General features: G+C 44.6%; 14 protein-coding genes. 7 read left to right on the top strand and 7 right to left on the bottom strand.

What is annotated here, in order from left to right; all coding sequences use genetic code 11:
• The first annotated feature begins 271 nt into the window (after positions 1–271).
• Both AB4482_RS08855 and AB4482_RS08850 read left to right on the top strand, forming a co-directional pair.
• The gene (locus tag AB4482_RS08855; RefSeq protein ID WP_372073740.1) at positions 272–679 is read left to right on the top strand and encodes a SulA-like leucine-rich domain-containing protein; all 408 of its coding nucleotides are present in this window, start codon (positions 272–274) and stop codon (positions 677–679) included.
• 327 nt (positions 680–1,006) lie between these two features.
• On the top strand, positions 1,007–2,110 hold the full coding sequence (locus tag AB4482_RS08850; RefSeq protein ID WP_017055177.1) for a phosphoribosylaminoimidazolesuccinocarboxamide synthase: 1,104 nt from the start codon (positions 1,007–1,009) through the stop codon (positions 2,108–2,110).
• A 160-nt stretch (positions 2,111–2,270) separates the two neighbouring features.
• On the opposite strand, the gene AB4482_RS08845 is transcribed toward AB4482_RS08850, so the two are convergent.
• Both AB4482_RS08845 and AB4482_RS08840 read right to left on the bottom strand, forming a co-directional pair.
• Complete coding sequence (locus tag AB4482_RS08845; protein WP_017059766.1) at positions 2,271–2,648, bottom strand: hypothetical protein; 378 nt, start codon at positions 2,646–2,648, stop codon at positions 2,271–2,273.
• A 203-nt stretch (positions 2,649–2,851) separates the two neighbouring features.
• Entirely contained in the window at positions 2,852–5,230 is a 2,379-nt protein-coding gene (locus AB4482_RS08840) for a helicase-related protein (protein WP_372073738.1), read from the bottom strand.
• A gap of 183 nt (positions 5,231–5,413) precedes the next feature.
• On the opposite strand from AB4482_RS08840, the gene AB4482_RS08835 reads away from it, so the two are divergent.
• From AB4482_RS08835 to AB4482_RS08825, 3 genes are all read left to right on the top strand, one after another.
• Positions 5,414–7,102, top strand: a complete 1,689-nt coding sequence (locus AB4482_RS08835) for an NAD-dependent malic enzyme (protein ID WP_017059764.1) — start codon at positions 5,414–5,416, stop codon at positions 7,100–7,102.
• Positions 7,103–7,274: 172 nt separating this feature from the next.
• Entirely contained in the window at positions 7,275–8,075 is an 801-nt protein-coding gene (locus tag AB4482_RS08830) for a vancomycin high temperature exclusion protein (RefSeq protein WP_017063589.1), read from the top strand.
• A gap of 196 nt (positions 8,076–8,271) precedes the next feature.
• Positions 8,272–9,642, top strand: coding sequence for a DASS family sodium-coupled anion symporter (locus tag AB4482_RS08825; RefSeq protein ID WP_017059762.1), 1,371 nt, complete (start codon positions 8,272–8,274; stop codon positions 9,640–9,642).
• A gap of 254 nt (positions 9,643–9,896) precedes the next feature.
• On the opposite strand, the gene AB4482_RS08820 is transcribed toward AB4482_RS08825, so the two are convergent.
• Positions 9,897–11,192: a GGDEF domain-containing protein gene (locus tag AB4482_RS08820; protein WP_372174087.1), complete on the bottom strand. Its 1,296-nt coding sequence runs from the start codon at positions 11,190–11,192 to the stop codon at positions 9,897–9,899.
• A 302-nt stretch (positions 11,193–11,494) separates the two neighbouring features.
• On the opposite strand from AB4482_RS08820, the gene AB4482_RS08815 reads away from it, so the two are divergent.
• Positions 11,495–12,319, top strand: coding sequence for a DUF2797 domain-containing protein (locus AB4482_RS08815; RefSeq protein ID WP_029235797.1), 825 nt, complete (start codon positions 11,495–11,497; stop codon positions 12,317–12,319).
• Positions 12,320–12,451: 132 nt separating this feature from the next.
• Here the strand turns inward: AB4482_RS08815 and AB4482_RS08810 are convergent, their stop codons facing one another.
• Positions 12,452–13,702, bottom strand: coding sequence for a diguanylate cyclase (locus tag AB4482_RS08810; protein WP_372180799.1), 1,251 nt, complete (start codon positions 13,700–13,702; stop codon positions 12,452–12,454).
• Positions 13,703–13,985: 283 nt separating this feature from the next.
• A complete protein-coding gene (locus AB4482_RS08805; RefSeq protein ID WP_372138701.1) occupies positions 13,986–14,870 on the bottom strand; it encodes a LysR family transcriptional regulator in 885 nt (294 codons plus the stop codon).
• A 227-nt stretch (positions 14,871–15,097) separates the two neighbouring features.
• On the opposite strand from AB4482_RS08805, the gene AB4482_RS08800 reads away from it, so the two are divergent.
• Positions 15,098–15,769: a type 1 glutamine amidotransferase domain-containing protein gene (locus AB4482_RS08800; protein ID WP_372180798.1), complete on the top strand. Its 672-nt coding sequence runs from the start codon at positions 15,098–15,100 to the stop codon at positions 15,767–15,769.
• 141 nt (positions 15,770–15,910) lie between these two features.
• On the opposite strand, the gene AB4482_RS08795 is transcribed toward AB4482_RS08800, so the two are convergent.
• Positions 15,911–17,146, bottom strand: coding sequence for a cysteine desulfurase-like protein (locus AB4482_RS08795; RefSeq protein ID WP_123422882.1), 1,236 nt, complete (start codon positions 17,144–17,146; stop codon positions 15,911–15,913).
• The gene (locus tag AB4482_RS08790) at positions 17,130–17,786 is read right to left on the bottom strand and encodes a 2OG-Fe dioxygenase family protein (protein WP_372180796.1); all 657 of its coding nucleotides are present in this window, start codon (positions 17,784–17,786) and stop codon (positions 17,130–17,132) included. Before AB4482_RS08790 ends, AB4482_RS08795 begins: the two co-directional genes overlap by 17 nt.
• Positions 17,787–18,387 lie beyond the last annotated feature (601 nt).

Below are 18,387 nucleotides of genomic sequence, written 5' to 3'. Positions count from 1 at the left end.
TTTGTTCTTTGTTCTCTCTTCTATACAGGTATATACAGTACTTTTCTGCAAAAACCAGTGTATACACCTGTATAAAGCTCACATTTATTCAACTTATGATACAAAACAGCAGATTCATTCAAATTTAATTTATCGAATACTTTCAATGATTTAATCATTTATCATCCATAACCTCAGACGAAATCGTCCAATAATCCCGCAAAAAACGCTTGATCTTATAAGCAACTAAAACTACTGTATACACATACAGCATGTATATAAGGACAGCAAAATGATTCAAGCACACGTTAAAGCACAACACTCTAGCCCGCTAGTTCACTGCGCATTTACATCAATTTCTCGTAAAAGCAAAAATTCAAACGAGGAAGCGTTGTTTGCAAGAATGGCGTTGCTGTCCAATCAACATCAGTGGTTACTGTTTACGGCTCAAACACCAAGACCATCGGCTAAGCAGCTTAAGCAACATAATGTTTGCTGCGACCGCGTTATTCATATGAAAGCCTCTCATCAAATGACTGAGGTAGAGACTGTCGAGAAAGCAATCCGCTCTAAGAATGCGAGCGCGATTGTTGCAAGTGCATCGATTGATCAGTTCAGCCAACAGTACCTAAGAACATTAGGGTTACGCTTTCAATGTGAAGTCTTCTTTATGGATGCAAATTCAGAGCGTATTCACTAAGCCACCTTGCTTAATAACATGTTGGCTTAATAACATGTTGGCTCAAAAACATGGTCCACAAACATAGCTTAATCTTTTAGCTAACAAACTTAATTTAACTTAAGAAACAATTCGCCAAAACACAGTCCAAACATACTGCCTTCCCCTGCCCTACAATTCGCCCATTTTTTAGCGGATTGTTAGGCGGGGGTTTTTATTTAAACAACAGATTTAGCAAACGTTTGCTTTTTCTCTGGAAGCAAATAGTAGATTGGGTATAATGCCCGTCTAATCATGTGCACACCGCACTTCTCTGTATGACGTTTGATAAAAGATAGGAATGTCTAAATGAGCCTTGCTGATCAAGTTCTTGCCGTAAATGATGACCTACCAATCCGTACTGATAAACCTGTCCACAGTGGCAAGGTTCGTTCGGTCTACTGGTTAACTGAAGAAGATAGCCAACGACTAATTAAAGAGAAAGGCTACGATGTAGCACCAGATGCGCCTTTAGCAATCATGGTGATCAGTGACCGTATCTCTGCATTTGATTGTATCTGGCGTGGTGAAGGGAATCTTAAAGGTGTTCCAGGTAAGGGAGCGGCTCTGAATGCTATCTCTAACCACTGGTTCAAATTGTTTAAAGACAACGGACTTGCTGACAGTCATATTCTTGATATCCCTCACCCGTTCGTATGGATTGTACAAAAAGCTCGCCCAGTTATGATCGAAGCGATTTGTCGTCAATACATCACTGGTTCAATGTGGCGTGCATACGCAAACGGCGAACGTGAATTCTGTGGTATCGAGATGCCTGAAGGCCTTGAGAAAGACAAGAAGTTGCCTGAGCTACTGATCACGCCTTCAACAAAAGGGATTCTGAAAGGTATTCCTGGCGTTCCAGAAGCTGACGATGTGAACATCACACGCAACAACATCGAAGATAACTTCGCAGCATTCAACTTTACTCAAGCAAGCGACATCGCGCATTACGAAAAACTTCTTAAAGAAGGCTTCAACGTAATCAGCCAAGCGCTAGCAAAAGTAGACCAAACCTTTGTTGATACCAAATTTGAGTTTGGCTACGTCAACGATGCTCAAGGCAAAGAAAAGCTTATCTACATGGACGAAGTCGGTACTCCAGATTCATCTCGCATTTGGGATACTCAGGAATATAACAACGGCAACATCGTTGAGAATTCAAAAGAAGGCTTCCGTCAGTTCTTGCTTAACTACTTCCCTGATGCCGACATTCTTTTGAATAAAGAGCGTATGCCAGAACGTGAAGCATTGGCTCGTGACAATGAACTTCCACTGGATTCTCTAATGTCTCTGTCTCGCACTTACCTTGATATCGCAGCGAAAATCACAGGTGCGGAGATCGTACTGAGCGAAAATCCTAAGCAAGAGATCATCGATGTACTGCGCGCTGACTATGGTCTAATCGACTAGTCGCTTAATTGCTAATTGCTTAATCTCAAAATAAAAAGCTCGAAAGCTAATAAGCTCGTAGACTCAAGTTTTAGATACTAAAAGGGCCTCAAAATATTTGAGGCCCTTTTTACGTGTACGTTTTTACTATTCCTCGAGAGAGATTATAGGCGAGCTGAAGTTACAGCTTAATCGTGAACTCTTCTCCAGAATTACCCGCAATCACTAAATGACTGCGCGATTCAATATACTCGATCTGCTCTTCTTCAAGTGAATATGGCATCACCACTTTGAGCTCATTGATCCCTTCCAGCTTAGCGAGCTTGAGTAAGGTAACAATGTTCGACTCATCACTTTTACGCGTCGACATTGATTTCAATGCCATCTGCCATAAACGATCCTCTGGGGTGCCCAACTCTTTAATGCTATCTCGCCAGACGGTACTGAACACTGGCGCAATTGTGGTGAGTGCTTCCAGAAAAGTCCATTTTTTACTGCATGAGGCGCCAAGAAATGTTGTATAATCGAACTCTACACGCGTCTCTTCCTGTTTATCCATGATGTCCCCCGACACTTTGGCAACACAATATACTCAATATCTATCAACTCTTTCTTTATAGCAATAGGATATAGAAGAATAGTCTTTTATGACCTTTTGATTGGTTAAAAAGGCATATAAAAATCAAACTTGTAACAAAATAAGCACTGAAAAATCATATATGCATCTATTTGATTAATATTTTAGAGATAAAACTTATCCATCTATTTGATATCAATTATTCGACTCGCTTTTTTGAACTGAATACGCCAACCAGACCATGTCGGTAGCTCCCAACGTTTTGGCGATAACTTTCGGCTACCCGACTGATAATGGACGTAAATCAGCTTTCTTGCGGGCAAGTATTCAACATCGAGTTGCAAGTCGGCAAGGCTCAATGCAAACGGGTATTTTTCCGAAAATTCTGAGTAGAGCCAAGTTGGAATGCCATCGAACGGTATGTCTGCATGATCGAACATTTCCAATTCGCTGACATCAGTAACACCTAGTACTTCAAGCTGCTCTATAAACCATAGCTCAAAGTTAATGTTCTCAATTTCTGGTGTGTATTTAGTTTGTTCATCGAGACCAAGTTTCACATACAACTGCCAGTGTTTGATTTCTTGAGTGCGAGCCTTTGCAAAACCGGGAAGCTGCTCTCCATTTAACACAAGGTCGACGATAGGTTTTAACGATAGTTGCCCTTCAGCGGCGACGAGTTTGGTTGTAATCGTGCGGCCTGCGTACACCAATGCCATCTCGGTAAAAACACCATCATCATTCACAACGGTTTCGCCTTGCTCCCACTCTCCTAGTTCAGCATCAATGAGAAGCTCAAGAGGAATGGGTGTCGTGACCGTCGCTAAGGTCAGTGTTTGCTTAACGCCTCTTCCCGGCAAGCTGTGAGTATCCAACACCAACATCGCTTGTGCATTATCAGGGAAACGGTTCTGACGACCGAGCACCACTTCTAAAACACCATTGGCAAAGGCTTCTTTCCTTTTCAGTCGGCGCACAAACACCAGTTCAGGATGCAGATTCACAATGGTCTTGAGCAATTCAATGCGTTGGAAACGTGACGCGACTTCTAGCTGAGGAAGTTCAAATACCTCCCGCATTTGCTTCGCCAATCCTTGAGCTTCATTCAGAGCCTGTTGGTCGATGTCTAAATGCGGATATTCTCGACCGCGCACAATCTGAATCAACAGGCTTAAATCACACCCTTCCTTCTCTTGTTGCGCGAGCGCTTCAAGATGTTCTGCATTATTTGGTAACTGATACAAGCGAGCAGGAACGGACAGCGCCGCAGTGAGATCAACCATCGCCTCTTTTAATGCTTTGGTTTTGATTCGAGTAACGATATCGGCATACAAAGCATCAATCGGCAACGGATACAGCTTTTTACCATGCTCGGTAACTTGATGGTCGGCGTTAATCGCTTCCATCGTCAGCAAGGTTTGAGTTGCACTGTTGAGTGATTTCTCTGGAATAGGGTCAAGGAAGGACAAGCTCTCAAGCGGAGATCCACAACATGCTGCGGCCAACATAGGTTCAGTCAGCTCTTCACGCTGCAATTCAGGCGGTGTGACTAACTCTAACGCCGCATGTTCACCATATAGACGCACGCAAACGCCATCCATTACCCTACCCGCGCGGCCAGCTCGCTGTTTGGCACTCGCTCGTGATATGGATTTAAGCATCAGTGTGGTTCTGCCATTACGCTGAACGGTGCGTCTCTCTAATCCTGAATCTATCACCACGCCAATGTCAGGAATGGTTAATGAGGTTTCTGCAACGTTGGTCGCAAGGATGACCTTTCTCAAACCATTACCTTCAGTATTGATATTACGACCCGATAACGCTGAATCTCGCTCTTTATCACTGACCGACGCATGCAATTTAACAACTTGGATATCTGGATTTTTCGCTAAGGCTTGTTCGCATTGCACGATCTCTTTTTTACCCGGTAGAAAAACCAACATATCGCCAGAAGAAGCGATCAACTGATGATTAACTTCTTCCACGATGCGCTGCCCTAGATGTCGACTATCAGGCAGTGTTCTGGATTCATTCGCTCTGTGCTCAATCTCAACTTGATAGGTTCGCCCTTCACAGCTTATGCGATTCGCATCCAAATAATGAGCAAGGCGTTCACCCTCAATGGTTGCTGAAGTGATCACCAAACGATGACTCGCTTTTTGTTTCAGAATCGCCACCAGCAGATCAATGTCCCAGCGCCTCTCGTGAAACTCATCCACCACGATCACATCAAAACTAGCTAATCCATCTTCTGATAACCAACGCAGCGCGATACCGGGCGTCACAAAAACAACGTTAGTTTGCTCGTTGTATTCCGACTCAAGCTTAATCGCATAGCCCACTTTGCTACCCAACTTCTCGCCTGATCGCTGCGCGAGATATTTAGCCAGTGATGTACACGCGATGCGTCTTGGCTCCACCACTAACACTCGTCCATGTTGAGAGGCCCAAAGTGGCAGGCGCGTTGATTTACCTGATCCGGTTTCCGCCTCTACGACAAGGTGAGAATTAGCGATTTGTTCGTGGAATACGTTTTGATAAGCATCGATGGGAAGTAATGACATAAAATGGCGAGTAGCGAAAAAGTGTGAGCAAAGTATAACGAATTATCGTGTTGAAATTCGATAAGTGTGGGACAGAGGTAAGAATATCATTTTGTTTGCTCAGATCGCGGAGAAACTATTTACAATTGAATAACTAAACCGTTATCATTTTTTAGTTACCCTTTCTCCCATATTAGGCATCCAATGAACAACGATAAACGCCCTCTATATATCCCTTATGCTGGTCCTGCTCTACTAAGTACACCTCTTCTAAACAAAGGCAGCGCATTCTCTGCTGAAGAGCGCAGTTCTTTCAACCTTGAAGGTTTGTTACCGGAAACAACCGAAACAATCCAAGAGCAAGTAGGACGTGCATACAAACAATATTGTAACTTCGAAAGTGATATGGATAAGCATATCTACCTTCGTAACATCCAAGACACTAATGAAACGCTTTTTTATCGTTTAGTTCAAAACCACATCTCTGAAATGATGCCTATCATTTATACACCAACAGTTGGCGCAGCATGTGAGAACTTCTCAAATATTTACCGTCGTGGCCGTGGTCTGTTTATCTCATACCCGAACCGCGATCGTATCGATGACCTACTGAATAATGCGACAAACCACAACGTTAAAGTTATCGTGGTTACGGATGGTGAGCGTATTCTTGGTTTGGGAGACCAAGGCATCGGTGGTATGGGTATTCCAATTGGTAAGCTAGCACTTTATACAGCTTGTGGCGGTATCAGCCCAGCTTACATGCTACCAATCGTGCTCGATGTGGGTACTAACAACCCTCAACGTCTTGCTGACCCAATGTACATGGGCTGGCGTCATCCTCGTATTACGGGTGCTGACTACGATGCATTCGTTGAAGAGTTCATCCAAGCGGTTCAACGCCGTTGGCCTGATGCATTAGTTCAGTTCGAAGATTTCGCACAAAAGAACGCAATGCCACTGCTTGAGCGCTACAAAGATCGCATCTGTTGTTTCAACGATGATATCCAAGGCACAGCAGCCGTAACGGTTGGTTCTCTACTTGCAGCATGTAAAGCAGCAAACAGCAAACTTTCAGATCAACGCATCACCTTCTTAGGTGCGGGTTCTGCAGGTTGTGGTATTGCTGAAGCTATCATTGCCCAAATGGTGTCTGAAGGTATCAGCGATGCACAAGCTCGCTCTCAAGTTTACATGGTTGACCGTTGGGGTCTGCTACAAGAAGGCATGCAAAACCTGCTTGATTTCCAACAGCGTCTGGTTCAAACCAACGAAAACACCAAAGACTGGGAAAGCGATGGCACTGGTTTCTCTCTACTAGACGTAGTTCGCCACGCGAAACCAACCGTATTGGTTGGTGTGTCTGGTGCTCCAGGTCTATTCAGCAAAGAAGTCATCAAAGAGATGAACCTACACAGTGAACGCCCTATCGTGTTCCCACTGTCGAACCCAACAAGCCGTGTTGAAGCGACGCCAAACGACATTATTCGTTGGACTGATGGCCAAGCACTTGTTGCGACAGGTAGCCCATTTGAGCCAGTCGTTCACAACGGCACAACTTACCCAATCGCTCAGTGTAACAACAGCTACATCTTCCCAGGTATTGGCCTTGGTGTATTGGCTGTGAATGCTTCACGCATCACTGACGAAATGCTAATGGAATCAAGCCGTGCACTTGCTACGTGTTCTCCACTAGCAATCAATGGCACAGGTGCTCTACTTCCACCATTGGAAGAGATCCACACGGTATCTAAGAAAATTGCTCTTGCGGTAGGTAAAAAGGCGATTGAACAGGGCGTTGCTCTAGAGATCACTGAAGAAGCACTGCAACAAGCGATTGACCAGCACTTCTGGCAGCCAGTTTACCGTCGCTACAAGCGCACGGCATTCTAATAAAGCGTACTGCGCTTGGAATAAAGAGCGTTAACGACTCTTATATGAGCCTCTGCAATTGCAGGGGCTTTTTTCTTTAAACTGTCTTGTCTTTTTAACTGATTTTTCTCATTTTTATTTGGTATTATCGAGCACTCAAAAATTAATGCTCAGTGAAAGGACCATACCGAGAGTGAAATTTGATTCTCACATTATCCGTAGCTACATAAAAAAAGCTTACAAAAAACTGCAAGGTTTTCTGTTTGGCGCTTTCCTCGTGTTCTTAGTAGGCAGCGCTGCGGTTATTGCGATCGATTATTGGGTTTCATGGCAAGCGGAAGATCGCATCATCTACGATATAGATGAAGTGCCCGAGCTTGAGGTCGCCGTTGTGCTTGGCACGAGCAAATATTTGGGTCGAACACTCAACGACTATTATAAGCACCGAATCGAAGCCGCGATTGAGCTGTTCGACCGTGAAAAAGTCGACCAGTTTCTGTTAAGTGGTGATAACGCTCATCGCTCTTACAATGAGCCGTGGACGATGAAACGCGACTTGCTGAAAGCGGGTGTACCCGATGAACGCATTAACCTCGATTACGCAGGCTTTAGAACCTTAGACTCGATTGTTCGCGCTAAAAAGATCTTCGACACCGACAACTTCCTGATCATTACTCAGAAATTCCACTGTGAAAGAGCACTATTTATCGCTAATTCTTACGATATTCATGCACAATGTTTAGCGGTTTCAGGCCCTACTCATCATTCAGGCACCTCTATCCGTTTGCGTGAAGTTTTTGCGCGTACCAAAGCCTTCTTAGATTTGTATATTATGGGGACAACGCCAAAGTTCCTTGGACCTAAAGAGCCCATTCAATCGAGTCCAAAACCGGAATCATTTCCGATTCCAAACCCTATGACTGACCCCTCTGTAAACCCTGTTGTAGATCCTACAACAAACCCTATTGCAGACCCAGCAGAGACAGATGTGTAGAAAACTACACATTTTGAATTTGTTGCCTCACATTTCCCCACTGTTACACAAAAACACACCAACACGCCTTTATTAACTTAAGTAACATTCTCCCAACAAAGTCTGACCCTACATCAAGCTATATACCTCGAAAATAATAAGCACGACTCAATGAAGTCGTGCACCAATAAAACGAGGATAACAAAAGGAGCGTCTTATGACGGCACTTGTTACTACACTGAAACACTGGTTGTTCACCCGCAACAGCATGATATTAATTGGTAATTTCACGCTATTCGCACTCTTGCTCAACACCCTTCCTTTCGAATCACAAGTCAATACTGGTTTGAGTATTCTCGTGTTCGTTGCGGTTCTATGGTTAACCGAAGCTATTCATGTCAGCATCACCGCTCTGCTCGTTCCACTCTTGGCTGTCTTGTTTGGTGTGTTCAATACGCCCGCAGCGCTGGCTAACTTTTCAAACCCGATCATCTTCTTATTCATGGGTGGCTTCGCATTAGCAGCTGCACTGAACAAGCAAGAGCTAGATAAAGCGATAGCTGACAAAGTGCTGCTGATAGCAAAAGGCAGAATGTCGGTCGCTGTGTTCATGTTGTTCGGTGTGAGTGCAGGTCTATCAATGTGGATCTCAAACACAGCCACCACAGCAATGATGCTTCCTCTTGTTCTTGGCATCATGAACAAGGTTGACCAAAGTGAAGACCGCAACACCTACGTGTTCGTACTACTGGGTATTGCTTACTGTGCTTCAATCGGTGGTATCGCAACCTTGGTTGGTAGCCCACCAAACGCAATTGCGGCGGCAGAAGTTGGCTTGAGCTTCACAGAGTGGATGGCACTTGGCCTACCAATCTCAATGATCTTACTGCCAATCGCGATGATTATTCTTTACGTGATGACTAAGCCGAAGCTTGACCACAAATTCGAGCTAGACCATGCCCCAGTTGAATGGACAAACAGCAAGAAAATCACACTGTCTATCTTCCTTCTAACCGTAACGCTTTGGATATTCGGTAAACCAATCAACGCAATGATTGGCGGATTCTCTAAATTTGATAGCTTGGTAGCGATTGGCGCAATTGTACTGCTTGGCGCTTCTAGAGCGGTGGAATGGAAAGATGTTGAGAAGACAACGGACTGGGGTGTTCTTATCCTGTTCGGTGGCGGTATCTGTTTAAGTAACATTCTGAAAGCGACAGGAACCAGCGTATTCCTAGCACACTCACTAAGCGGATTTTTAGAAACAGCTGGCGTACTGCTTACGATTCTAGCCGTGGTAGCGTTCGTGGTATTCCTAACGGAATTTGCGAGTAACACAGCGAGTGCAGCACTTCTGGTGCCAGTATTCGCAACCATCGCTGAAGCACTTGGTATGTCGCCAGTTATCTTGTCTGCTCTGATCGCTGTCGCTGCATCTTGTGCCTTCATGCTACCAGTAGCGACACCTCCTAACGCAATCGTGTTTGGCTCGGGTCACATCAAGCAGAAAGAGATGATGCGAATCGGTATGGTGTTGAACCTAGTTTGTATCCTAGTTCTGACTCTGTTCGCTTGGATCTTCTGGTAAACACTAACGTTCTATAAGCGCATGCTTACAGGAATGCTCCCCTAAACTGGTTGAACTTCCCCCGGTTCAACCAAGACAAAAATGCCCGTTCAGCGTAAGCAAGCACTGAACGGGCATATAAAAACAAGAAACGCTTTCCCTTTTGGTGGCCCCGCGCCACCTTTTTTGTTTTGGCTTTTGGGAGAAGAACCATAAAAACGCCACACGTCACATATGCACGTGTGGCTTATAAACTCATCAAAACAATTTTCAGATTAGTGACTCAAGATCACCTGGTTTCGACCTGAATGCTTTGCTTGATATAAAGCTTCATCAGCGCGAGCAATGGTCTCTGTCACTCGCTCTTGCTTCATCTCGGCAACACCGATACTGCATGTCAGCGGATCGCCATGAACCCAAAGGTGCTGGCTAACCAATAATCGAATGCGTTCAGCTTTTATCTGCGCCTCTCCGGCTTCGGTCTCAGGGCAAAAAACAATGAACTCTTCACCACCCCATCTCACCAACTTGTCGGTAGCGCTGATCGAACTGCCCACCACCATGCTGAACTCGCGTAAAATATGGTCACCCATTTGATGTCCGTACTTGTCATTTACACTCTTGAAGTAGTCGATATCGAGATACAACATACCCAGCTTGCCATGTCCTTGCTTCACATGTTGTGACTGCATTTTCAACCAATCACGAATCGCGTGGCGGTTTAGTATTCCGGTTAACTCATCACGATGGGCCATCTCTGAAAATTCAAAATTCTGTTCTCTCAGTGCGCGATTGACGTTCTTTAAGTGGTGATGTCTTTTCTCTGCGATCACCATGCGTTTTCTTGAACGGTTTAACTCTGACAGCAAGAATACGGTGCCCGTCCCCACCCACACAAACAGTAGGATCATGAACAAGCTTTCTGCGGTGATATACGAACCTTCGAACTCAATACTGCGGATGACGATTCTGTGGTGACCGAGTTTCGCTCCAGACGCAGTAGCAAACTCAACCATATTCACATTCGAAAATTCAGGGGCCGAATGCTCTAACGCAATGTCGTTGTCAGCCAGCCACCATGTCATCACTTGCAGATTTTTGATCGGGATTTCAATCACACCACCATCGATTCCTGGAGAAAACTCCATCCCATTGTACTTGTGCGTGTACTCGTCATCAGGAACTGAATAAGTAGGGTTGTAGTTACGTAGATAGGTTCTCAAACGGCCACTAGAGTCAGCCTCCGCATGGTAATCAATGTTCACTCTAAAGGTGTGGTACTGAGAAAGGTCAAGGCCCGAGGTGATGTCAGGGTTGATACGAATCGACAGCCCACAGTAAGGCCACGGATACTCCGACTCTTTAAGTTCACAGTCGAGAATATACTGCCCATTTTCGTAGGATAACTGGGACGTACTGACTCCTCTATCAACTTGATCACTGGTCGCGATAAATTCATATTTATCAGGGGTAATTGCCGTTATCACACGATTTCCGCTCACACGGTAATACTGCACAATGGCAAGTGTTGCGATAACTAAAAAGATAACAATCTTATGGATCCACTTCACGTCTAAGCTTCCGGCTTAAGGTCCCTATAAATGGGATTTCATGATAAAAAATAACCTGAGTGGATTAATGATATTGATGCCAATAATCCACTAAAAAGCGTTATATCACGCCTTAACAAAATGTCATACCATAATTTAAACTGAGTGTTTACCATCAATTATCCATCGCAATAATCGAGCAATATTGCGTATAAAAGCAGACTCTATTTGTTATACTCATCGCAAATCATCGTTGACCGTATCGCCTGTTCACAAGGCGAGCGAGTGGACGAAATAATAATCAAAATACAACGAGTAATGTCATGTCTTTATTAGCAAAAGGAACACTCAAGAAGATGAGTGCTTCCCTTGATGGCGCGGTTACCTACCGTTTGCCTGTAGGCGAAGAGTTTGTAGAGCTAAACCCTCTGATTGGTAAAACCATCAACCTCACTCACACCGGCAATATTTTTTGCTGCTCATGTGGTAAGAAAACTAAGAAGAGCTACTCTCAAGGCCACTGTTTTGTGTGCATGAAAAAGCTAGCAAGCTGCGACATGTGCATCATGAAGCCAGAGACTTGTCACTACGATGAAGGCACATGTCGTGAGCCTCAATGGGGTGAAGAGAACTGCATGGTTGATCACTTCGTTTACCTATCAAACACATCAAGCCTAAAGGTGGGTATCACTCGTCATACTCAAATCCCTACCCGTTGGATTGACCAAGGCGCGACTCAAGGTTTGCCTATCTTGAAGGTAAAAACACGTCAGATCTCTGGCCTGATCGAAGTTGAGTTAGCGAAGCACATTGCTGACAAAACCAACTGGCGCACGCTGCTAAAAGGCGATGGCGACGATATGGAGTTGGTAGAAAAAGCCAAAGAACTATTGCCATTGGTTGAGGATAAAATCCAAGAGATCAGAGCAAAGTTTGGTGACGATGCAATCGAGATTCTGAGCGAAAACATCACTTCATTGAGCTACCCAGTTGAGCAACACCCAGTGAAGATTGTTTCGCATAACTTTGACAAGAACCCTGAAGTATCTGGTGTGCTGCAAGGTATTAAAGGCCAATACCTAATCTTAGATACGGGCGTGATTAACATCCGTAAATTTGGCTCTTACGAAGTGGAAGTGTCTGCATAACTTGTAGAACTTAAACGTTTCTTATAGTTGGAAACGCTTAGTGAATAGCCAAAAAATAAAATGCCCTCAAGTGATGACTTGAGGGCATTTTTCGTTGTCGATCCTATTCGCTTTCGATGACGATTTTAGGCGTTAGAGCGCAACCACATCTCCGTCTACACAATTCTTGCCTTTGGCTTTCGCGCGATAGAGAGATTGATCCGTTAAATTCACGAGTGCATCAATCGTGACACCGTCTTCACAGGCTTGGCTATCACTGATTCCGATACTGACACTCGAATTAAATCGTAACTGTTCATCAATCTTAAATTCGGTTTGATTAAACTGCTCTCGGATCTGATCAGACACTTGACGCGAAATCTGAGGCGACGCATTAGGGATAAATACAATGAACTCTTCACCGCCCCATCGACCTGCAACACCGCCCACAGCCTCAACATTACGCTTAGTAATATCAGCCAATGCGCAAATTACCTCGTCACCCACCATGTGCCCGTAGGTATCATTGATCGATTTGAAGTCATCGATATCAAGCAGCATACACACTAAGTGAGTCTCAGAGACAAGGTGCTCTCTCAGCCACTCATAAATCGCCCTACGGTTAAGCAAATCCGTCATTTCATCGTAATTCGCTTGGTGTACCAACTGCTTTTCCAGCATCACCTTTTGAGTCACATCTTCGAGCACAACCTGAACGGCTGGCTGACCTTTCCAAGTAATCGCATTGTCGTAAATATTGAAGAACCGATGAACGCCGTCAAAGCCAATGTTTTCAACCACGGTACTAGTACCTGACAACTCCCCTGATACGATCGCGTGATAGTGCTTGCTGATGCCATCGGCATTCTGTTTTGGTACCAGTTCAAGGATAGAGTCCAGCTCTAATACTTGCTCGATGGAAGCCGCGCCTTGCATGTTGACCCAAGATTGATTAACCATCAGCGGCTTGAAATCTCGGTGAACCAAGATGCCCTGCCCAGATTGCATGATCATGTCGTGATACATCTTATCTTGCTCAAGCACCGCATTTTGCAGCTGAATCGCTGGGGAAAGATCGATCACCGTGACTTGCAGTGCAGGTCTTCCCTGCCACTCCGTCACATGGTCGATAGAAAACACAGTGAACTCTCTGCCATTACGATCAATATTGGTATAGGTGTGAACCTGAGGGTCGCGTTGACCACTGACCGTTTCAAGGTAATTTTGATAAGCTAAAACATGGTAATCTTCTGAGATTAGATCTAGAAAGCTATCGATATTAGAAAGTAGTTCTTCGGGCGATTGGTATCCATAGATGCGAGCATAGTTAGCGTCAACACTCACTACATTCATATCTTGAATAGTTATTACACCGTACGTGGATTCGAAATTTATTGAAGACATTGCCAACTCCGCACTCTAGCTACACTTCATAAACTGGAGCATAACAACACATCCTGCCAACGCTTCCACACAATCTATCACGCGCTAGGGACATTAATATGCCATCTAGTATATCGTACTGTTGCGGCCTTCTCTACAACTCAATCGCTAACACGAGTTAGTAAAAGTAGACAAGCATCTCAATCCCATTATTCGCGTCAAAAAACAGAAATAGATAACCTATACCAATGTAACCATTATCTTTTTCTATTTTTGGGTTAAATCTGATGAAATAACCCGTGCACTACTCGTTCCAATCAGAGAAATAAGAGACTAAAAAGTCGATAGCCAACCGTGCTCTCTGTGGAAGAAAGCGACGGTTCTGATAAACAATCCAACTGCTTGTGCCCGATCCCCAATACTCTTCTAACACAGGAACGAGTTTTCCATTGCTAAGGCCACCATTGAAGCTGCTTTTAGGAAGATAAACGATACCAAGCCCCTCTTCGCAAGCTTTCAGTACCGCGCTTGAATTGTTGCTTCTCCAACGGCCATGAACTCTTACCGCAGTTAGCGGCTGTCCATCTTTCTCGAATAACCACTGGTCACTGTTGGCGATAATACAGCTGTGCAGCTTGAGTTGTTCTGGATTCGCTGGCGCACCAAACTCAGCAATGTAATCTTTGCTTGCTGCCGCAGCCATTGGGCGATCAACCAACTTTCTTGCCACCAGCCCTGAATCGTCTAATCGACCGTAGCGAATGGCGAAGTCGATACCATCCTCGATGAAGTTCACCATCTTAGTGTTGAAGTTCATTTCGATAGTCAGTTCAGGGTGATCTTTAGCAAATTCCATCAGTGCTGCGGCAACATGGTTTTCTGCAAATGCGCCCGCCGCACTGACACGTAAAGTACCGCTCAACTGAGTTTGTTGAGATGTGACTTGTTCATTCGCTTGTTGCAGCCCAATCACCAAGTCTTTGCACTGTTGGTAATAAGTGTGGCCAGATTCAGTCAGGCTAACCATCCGTGTTGAACGCGCAAGCAGAGCCACTCCCACTCTCTCTTCCAACCTTGAAACCTGCCGACTCACATGGCTGGTACTGCAACCTAGCTGTTTAGCGGCCGCTGAAAAGCCGTGACACTCAGCGACCGCAACAAATTCATTAATCCCTTCAAAGCTATCCATACATAATCTACTCGCATTTTATCTTTGCTATATAGCAACAATGTTTTGCCTGTTTAGCATATTATCACCTAATCGGTTTGGAACTAGTATTAGATACAACAAGACGGCGATAGCTAAGTAACAACACGATACCTAGCACTAAGCGTTAGCACCTAACGAACAACATCAGTGCTTAACGAAAAGCGTCAGCACCTAAATAAAAAAACAGCAGCTCAAAGGGACGAACCATGAAAAAAATACTAATTCCAGTGACTAACCACGCAACACTAGGCGATACAGATCAAGCGAATGGTACTTATGCGCCTGAACTGACTCATGCTCTCAAAGAGATCATTGCTGCGGGTTTTGAGTACGACATCGCTTCTATCAAGGGTGGTAAAGGCCCATTGTACGGAACCGATATTGAAGGGGATTCAGTAAACGCTGATATCTTGGCGGATGATGATTTCCAAAACCGCATTAACAACACGATTCCAGTAAGCCAAATCAATGCTGAAAGCTACGACGCTATCTTCTACCCAGGTGGATTCGGTTTGCTTTCAGACTTAGCAACCAATGAACAGTTCGCTAGCATCGCAGCAAAGCATTATGAAGATGGTGGTATTGTCGCAGCAGTATGTCACGGCCCAGCAGCCCTACTTCCTATCGTACTAAGCAACGGTGAGAAGCTACTAAGCTCTAAATCGGTGACTGGCTTTACACGTGAAGAAGAGATCGACTTTGGCACCATCAACGACATTCCATTCCTACTAGAAGAGTCACTTGCTCGTGGCGCAGCACGTTTCAACAAGGTTCAACCTTGGCAAGAGCTTGTGATTGTTGATGAGCGAGTCATTACAGGCCAGAACCCAACCAGCGCACACGCAGTGGGTGTCGCCATTGTTGAGCAGCTTTCTTAGTCGAATCGCTGTCTTGATTAAGTCACTGGCGCTAACTCAATAAGCGCGGTGAAATGAAAAAGAGCATATTTCCTACTCAATATTCATGAGAGAAGTATGCTCTTTTCTAATTCTGTCGCGATTTAGTGCTAATTACTTCTGCTAATGGCTTCGCAAGATCCCTTCAAGCACATTGAACAGCAAGTCGATCTCTTCAATCGAGTTGTAATGCATACAACCAATACGCACCACGCCCTGCTCTTCAATACCCAGCTGCTTCACCAAACCTAGCGCGTAGAAGTGTCCGTTCCACACACAGATATTATGCTCACCCAGCTTCTTAGCGATGAACTCTGGCGAGTGGTTATCGAAGGTGATGGCGAACGTTGGCGTTCTCAGGTTCGAATCAAACTCCGTCTTACCATAAAGTTTTGCCCCTTCCAGATCGCCCAAGCGTTTTAGGAAGTACTCACTCAGTTGGCTTTCATGCTTATTATAAAGCGCGTAGCTTTGTTCTAAACGAGAACGCAGTGAATCTGTTGGCTCACCAAACTGTGCTAAGTAATCCACCGCCGCAATCACACCTGCAAGACCTTCGAAACTTTGTGTTCCTGTTTCAAAACGGCCTGGGCCAATGTTAGTGGCAGGCTCAACCTTGTAAGGCTTTAACGTATGCAGCCATTGAGGTGCAATGTAAGCAATACCCACATGCGGGCCGAAGAACTTATAAGCCGAACACGCTAAGAAATCACAATTCAGCTGTTGAACATCGATCAAGTGATGAGGAGCGTAGTGAACCGCATCAACATAAACCTGAGCACCGTGCTGATGTGCAAGCTCGATAACTTTCGCCATATCAACAATCGAGCCTGTCGTATTCGAAGCAAAAGTCACAGCAACCAGCTTGGTCTTCTCATTTAACAGAGACTCAAAATGCGCCATGTCTAAGCTGCAATCCGACTCATCTACACGAACTTGGCGAACAATCGCGCCTTTGTCGTCTGCCGCTTGCTGCCAGCTTGATACATTCGAGTAATGGTCTAACGCAGTGACGATAACTTCATCGCCCTCTTTCCAATCGCGGCTGATCGCGCGGCTAAGTTGGAAGGTCAGAGATGTCATGTTCGCTCCAAACACAACGTTGCCAGAAGACTCAGCATTGAGTAGCGCTTGTGCCGCTTCTCTCGCTTGCTGCATTAAACCTGTGGTCTTCTGGCTAGAAAAGTAATGACCGCCGAGGTTTGAATTAAAGTGCCCAAGGTATTCCGTCATGGACGCTAAAACATTTTCAGGAACCTGAGAGCCACCCGGCCCATCAAAAAAGGTCACAGGCTTACCGTTATGGTATTGGCCTAGTGCGCTAAACTGCTGGCGCACATCATTAAGAGTGAAGGACATTGCGCGCATCCTTAGCCGTTAGAACAAACACATCCATATAGCCCATCTCATCGTGGTCTATGGTACGAATAGGCTGTGCGTTGTGCCAAAGCTTGCTGTCGGCGAGCATTGCTACTTCACCGTCTTCAAGCACTTTTCTAAAGAATGGCGCTTCATGAGAATCTTGGTACAGCATGATCTCGCCACCCACAATGTTATGACGGTTAACACCAATTAAAGCGATGTGGTCGAAGCCGTCTTGGTGAACACCTTCTGGTGCAACCTGCGTCTCTTCAAAAATGGCAGCGATACGGATTTGGTGGATTTCGATTTCTTGCCCGTCTTCAAGCCCATTGGTTTCAATAAACAGTTCACACATCTCTTGCATGCCTTGGCTGCTTAGAATTGGTGCTTCAATCGGCTCGAACTGACGAACAACATCACCTTGAAAGTGATTAATGTTTTCAGACTGAACAAAGTTATGTTTGTCTAGCTCAACGACTTGTCCATTACTGAATTGAACCACCGAGTACCTTCTCAATCGAAACTGGCCATCCGCATGCTCTGTGCTTGGTAGCTTAGAGAATGATGGTGACAACTCCTCAACCGCGTGGTTACTGAGGTGGGTAATATGTAGGGTATTTTCGTGAGCATGTAACATCATCGACTCCTTAATGATTGTTAATTTACTTTTGATATTTAACATTTTGCTTACATAAAGGATACTTGAAGATCTTGTCAAATCAACATTAAACAATCATTTATCCCGTCAGATTTAATAATTCAGACACTAAATCCAACCCGAAATCAAAAAGCAGTGTATAACACCAGAATAAAAGATGACCAACTCTTAAAACTAGCACACTCCACTAGCTAGTTATAAATCCCTATAAATTTAAATATAACGATATTATCCACTGGAAAGCTAAGTTTCATATTGTGTCAGCCCTTTAGCGTCAATACGCCAACCTCCTTACATGAGCTCAGGCGTCACGCTCGCCATCATTCATTTCTATGCTTTTGCACAGCGAAATACGACCTACCTATCAATTGCCAAGCTATTGATTATTTACACAACAAACTGAAATTGGTTAATTTATAAGTACGCCAGAAACCAAACGCCTTTGCTTGCGCGTCTGGAACAGGTCGAGTTCGGGGGGAACTCGGCCGCTCTTAAGTAACAATTACTTTCTTTTAAGGTTACGCCTTTCTCAATTCCAATTCAGTTTGTGGTGTGTTCTCCTAGTATCAGTTAAGACTCG

The organism is Vibrio sp. 10N.222.55.C7 (genome assembly GCF_041473335.1).
Classification (GTDB): domain Bacteria; phylum Pseudomonadota; class Gammaproteobacteria; order Enterobacterales; family Vibrionaceae; genus Vibrio; species Vibrio crassostreae_C.
This window is presented reverse-complemented; position numbering and strand designations above follow the sequence as displayed.